The 355-nt window shown below is 57.5% G+C and carries 1 protein-coding gene; it reads right to left on the reverse strand.

The window, feature by feature from the left end:
- Positions 1–355 (reverse strand): type IV secretion system protein (locus FFR93_RS40530; protein WP_171049350.1); only part of this gene is annotated, 355 nt, incomplete at both ends.

Raw genomic sequence — 355 nt, forward strand, 5'->3', positions numbered from 1 at the left:
GCGCCCTGGACGACGCCCTGGATGATGTTCGGGACGTACATGGCGATGATGAAGACCACGACGGAAATACCGGCGATCGCCAGGGTCGTGACGAACTGATCCGACGAGGCAGTAGGCGCCTGGGCAAGACCAAGCAGGACGTTCGATCCGATCTTGGCGATCATCACCAATGCCATGAGCTTCATGCCGACGCCAAAGGCATACACCAGGTATCGAATGGCAAAGTCCTTCGTGAAGGAGGAACCACCCAGCCCGAGCATGATCATGCCGGCGAGCAGGCCGACATACATTTCGACCATGACCGACACGAAAATAGCTGCAACCAGCGAGAAGCAGATGACAACGATGCCCATGG

Origin of the sequence: Rhizobium sp. MHM7A (genome assembly GCF_005862215.1) — a bacterium.
In the GTDB taxonomy this organism is placed as follows: Bacteria; Pseudomonadota; Alphaproteobacteria; order Rhizobiales; family Rhizobiaceae; genus Rhizobium; species Rhizobium bangladeshense.